We start from the raw sequence: 3,777 nt of genomic DNA, 5'->3' as shown, positions 1-3,777 counted from the left end.
TCTGTGGCCTGACGGCCACCCGGGGGTGGGTCAAAATTAATGGCCAGTAGTGGGTCATTTTAATTGGCCACTAACACTCGGCGGCCTGCAGTTTGAAACCGATCGCGGTGGTGCCAATAACAAGGGCCATCAGGCCCAGGGTAACTTGAGTTTTCATGGATATTTCCTTCTAAAAAAAGAGGGTAACGACCGGCACCCTTGGATAACAGGTGCCGGTGGTCTGGCTTACTGGGCGGTTGAACCATCATGGTGGTCGGAGTGGCCGGCTTGTTCGCCACCATCCATCATTTTCAGGCAGGCTTCATGCATCGCGGCATGCTCCTCGCCGGACATGGAAGACATCATCGTCATCATCCCTTCCATACCTTCCATCTTGCCCATATGGTCACCCATCATGCCCATGCCACCGTGTTCGGACTGGTGGGCATAAACGGCGACACTACCGATTGCAGCAGCGAATACCACGCCAGCGCCAACGATTCTGAGTTTCGTACTTTTCATTGGAATCTCCTCTCGGACGTGCGGTCATGAAGCCAGCGGCTATTGAGGCACGCCTCTGGATAACTGAACAGTTCTGAATTACCCGGCAATGTCTGCCCGGTACCATCTCTGGGTAATGTTCAGGAAAGGAGATTTGGGGGAGGTGTGAGAACCTCAGGAATGGGGCTCTGGTAAGCCGTTCGCACCGCTGAGGGCGCGAACAGGTCGCGAACCTTGGGTAGTGTAGCCGGAAAACCGCCCACGACACCGTATACAAAAGTGAAAGAGCAGTGAGGAGCGCTGAGAAGGCAGTGTGATTGCTGCAAGTCGTTGCAGTTAACGGAGGCCTCGCGACCCAGGTCGCCACAATTGGCACCCTCTATCGTTGACATCTCGCTAAAACTATCCAGCTCTGGCACAGCCTCCACCGTGGGGCCGCCTGCCAAAAGCAGAATGCTCAGAAATGTCGCAATAAGCTGGCGAATCCCCATGATGGCTTCCCAGTCGAGGCTGTTCAACGCTGGCGAACAGGCGCTGATTTGTTGCCAGTGTTTAAGAATTTCTTATGCCAAAATTGATAATAAAACCTTTGAGTAGATCGCAGGTCAAGCATACCCCAAACATCTCCTGATGTATTTGATACTAATCAAACGCCATTTATGATTCTCGCAGAGAGCCTTAAAGAATTCACCGGTTATCTTGGTCGTCCCAGTGGCTCAGAATCTTCACAGTGGAGTAACGGCTTCAATCGAGCCAAAGATGAGCCCAATTCGAAAGGCTTCGACGAGACGGGGATTTTTAAGGCTCGCCCCTCTGCCAATCGCAGCCGCAAAGGCATCGGTGGACATGGCAAAGGCAAGCAAAAGGAGGGCAATTGGGTTCATGAAACTGGCTCCGGTCGGGCAGTTCGAGTCCACGATATAACCACACGCCCGACCTTGGGCATGGCTATATCGATGGTCTCGCCAACCGAGAGGTGTCCGCACCATGGCATGTGGCCAATTATGTTGATACGAACTCTTCCGAATTTCGGAAGCAGGCTACTCCCCAACGAAGCGCTAATTTAGCAAGCTTCTATAACGGTTACAAACTTTGCTATTGGCCCAGGAGCCTTCGTCAGCCTCGTTGAAAGTGGCTCGCGAACGGAATGAGGGGTGATCAGATTCTACGCAGGTCATCGGTGCCGAGCCGTTCAACAGCAGGAGGCTATGGCCCGGTATCGTTATGGGGCTTGTCGTAATGACCTGAAATCGTGCAGGAGGGAGGTTCTCACAGAGAGCCTTCCGAGAAGCGATTCCCAGGAGCCCGAAGGGCGGGCGGAGCCAAAGCGGTTTTCCGTTACCTTGGCCAACTTCCACCATCCCTAGGCAATAATCCCTCTCTGTTGACATGATGCCGAAACGGCATTGAAATATTATTGCTACTCGGGGATACCACCACAGCTTTTCCCTGGCTGGCCTGATCTTTCGACTTTGGGAGAGCCCGGAATGAAATCTTATGAACGCATTAACGCCATTGAATCCCGCCACGATTGGCAGCTTGTCTTTTCAGTTGGTCGTGTATTTGTCGAAAGTTGCGCGGCCTGGTTTGTCTCGGATGGAAAGCCTGGCCAATGCTCTGGGTTTGCTATTGAGCGAACCAGGCAAGAGGAGATGATCCGATATCGGTTCATACCTCTTGATCCAACGGCTGGCTTTAAGGCGGTTTGCCAGCTTCTGGTGGTGATTCACAGCTGGTTGAGGTTGTGAGTTCGGTGAAGGCTGGTGGTAGCCATTTCGAGTTCCAGGGTTTCCGGGTGGATGTAGACCGGGAACCACATGGAATAAACACGGCGGATTCCCAAAACAGGAGAGAGGTTGTTGAGAGCTAAAGAGTCTTTAGAAGGGCGTGGGTTGGCCGGCACTAACCTGGTTAACACCTGGAAGCGAATCACCAAACATGAAGGCCTCTCCCTTGGGGAGGCCATCGAAGTTTTATTGTCAGTGACTGGGTATTCCAGGAGCTCGATCTATCACGGGCGAATTGGTCAGTGGGAGCGGGGAGAGAAGGCACTTTCCCCCCCGGTTCTAAATTGCATGTTGGATACAGTTCTGCCGGCACTGTTGGAAGAATACAAGGGGGGCGTGATCACCGAACAGGAACTTCGGAAAGCAATCACGGTACCGGTAAAAACAGAATAAGTGCATGGTTCATATGGGTTGCACCGGTGAGCCTGGGTCATATAGATCGTTCATGGGTATGAACCACCGTGTTCTGAGCGTAGGGGTTACTGGGGTATACCCAAATAAACCAATAGAGGGGATAGCCCCACCGCGGTTCTTACTAGTTGGCTTACCAAAAGTAAGAGACTACACTGGGTAGAACGAGAAATCCGACCGGGAGGTTGAGAAAATGATCAAGGGTGAATCTACCGTCAGTGAAAAAGGCCAGCTGGTCATTCCCCGGGAAATCCGGAAGGCCCTGGATGTTCAGCGGGGTGACAAGCTCGCCTGGATCGTCGAGGACGATGGCACTATTCGGGTCTCTGTAGCCAAGGGCGACCTGATGGCGCTGAAAGGACGGATCAAGAGTGGAGGGCGGTCTGTATCCGTCGAGGAAATGGATGAGGCGATTAAAGCGGGAGCCTCTGGCGAATGAAGGGGCTGGATACCAATGTGCTGGTCCGGTTTCTGGTTGATGCTGAGGGTGACCCCGAACAGCATGGTATTGCTGCGGATTTCATCCAGACCCACTGCACGGTGGACTCCCCGTGCGCTGTCTCAACCATCGCGCTGTGCGAACTGGCGTGGGTACTCCAGCGGGTTTACAAGGTTTCCCGGGAGGATATTGCTGACCAGATAACCGCGCTCCTCGATGCCCAGCAGCTTCACGTTCCAGACCGGGAACTGGTTCGCAGAGCCCTGGTGGATTATCGGCAGTCTGGCGCGGATTTTCCGGATCACGTCATTGCCTGGTTTGGGAAAGCAGCAGGGGCAGAGGAAACGGCCACGTTCGACAAGAAGGCAGGCAAAGCCCTGTTGTTCCGATACATCGGCCTATAAAGCTCTCGTTACGGCAACTCATCCATGTACGGGAGGAGGGCGGTGGTGGCGCTACTGAATTGACATCCGGCTCCGTTAAGCCGATAGTGTTCATGTACGGAAATATGCCGTACACGTTCATAGTGGCCATTTATCGTCAGCATGAACGCTGGAGAGCAACCCACTGGGGGTGGGCCAGTTGGCCGCCCTCGGGAAGGAGGAATATCGCATGTCAAAGACAAGCGCGCGGCTGGATCTACGCATTGATCCGGCAATC

Annotated in this window: 5 protein-coding genes, 1 pseudogene and 1 riboswitch; of the genes and pseudogenes, 4 read left to right on the top strand and 2 right to left on the bottom strand. The window is 53.6% G+C overall.

The genetic code is table 11. The features are described 5' to 3' along the window. Positions 1-225: 225 nt before the first annotated feature. A complete protein-coding gene (locus tag MLC59_RS19485) occupies positions 226-501 on the bottom strand; it encodes a hypothetical protein (protein WP_248237262.1) in 276 nt (91 codons plus the stop codon). Positions 502-1,208: 707 nt separating this feature from the next. Then, a pseudogene (locus MLC59_RS19480) lies at positions 1,209-1,364 on the bottom strand (hypothetical protein); the annotation flags it as partial. Between the two features lie 38 nt (positions 1,365-1,402). Next, positions 1,403-1,541, bottom strand: a riboswitch (yybP-ykoY riboswitch). Between the two features lie 426 nt (positions 1,542-1,967). Between MLC59_RS19480 and MLC59_RS19475 the strand changes: the two are divergent. The 4 genes from MLC59_RS19475 to MLC59_RS19460 all read left to right on the top strand — a co-directional run bounded on the left by MLC59_RS19475 (position 1,968) and on the right by MLC59_RS19460 (position 3,521). Further along, a complete protein-coding gene (locus MLC59_RS19475) occupies positions 1,968-2,228 on the top strand; it encodes a hypothetical protein (RefSeq protein WP_248237261.1) in 261 nt (86 codons plus the stop codon). A 111-nt stretch (positions 2,229-2,339) separates the two neighbouring features. After that, the gene (locus tag MLC59_RS19470; protein WP_248237260.1) at positions 2,340-2,660 is read left to right on the top strand and encodes a hypothetical protein; all 321 of its coding nucleotides are present in this window, start codon (positions 2,340-2,342) and stop codon (positions 2,658-2,660) included. Between the two features lie 211 nt (positions 2,661-2,871). Further along, on the top strand, positions 2,872-3,117 hold the full coding sequence (locus tag MLC59_RS19465) for an AbrB/MazE/SpoVT family DNA-binding domain-containing protein (RefSeq protein WP_248237259.1): 246 nt from the start codon (positions 2,872-2,874) through the stop codon (positions 3,115-3,117). After that, entirely contained in the window at positions 3,114-3,521 is a 408-nt protein-coding gene (locus MLC59_RS19460; RefSeq protein WP_248237258.1) for a type II toxin-antitoxin system VapC family toxin, read from the top strand. The genes MLC59_RS19465 and MLC59_RS19460 overlap by 4 nt, the downstream gene beginning before the upstream one ends. Positions 3,522-3,777 lie beyond the last annotated feature (256 nt).

This window comes from Marinobacter bryozoorum (assembly GCF_023156245.1).
GTDB lineage: Bacteria > Pseudomonadota > Gammaproteobacteria > Pseudomonadales > Oleiphilaceae > Marinobacter > Marinobacter bryozoorum.
The sequence above is the reverse complement of the archived record's forward strand: the minus strand, read 5'-3'. Positions and strand labels throughout refer to the sequence as shown.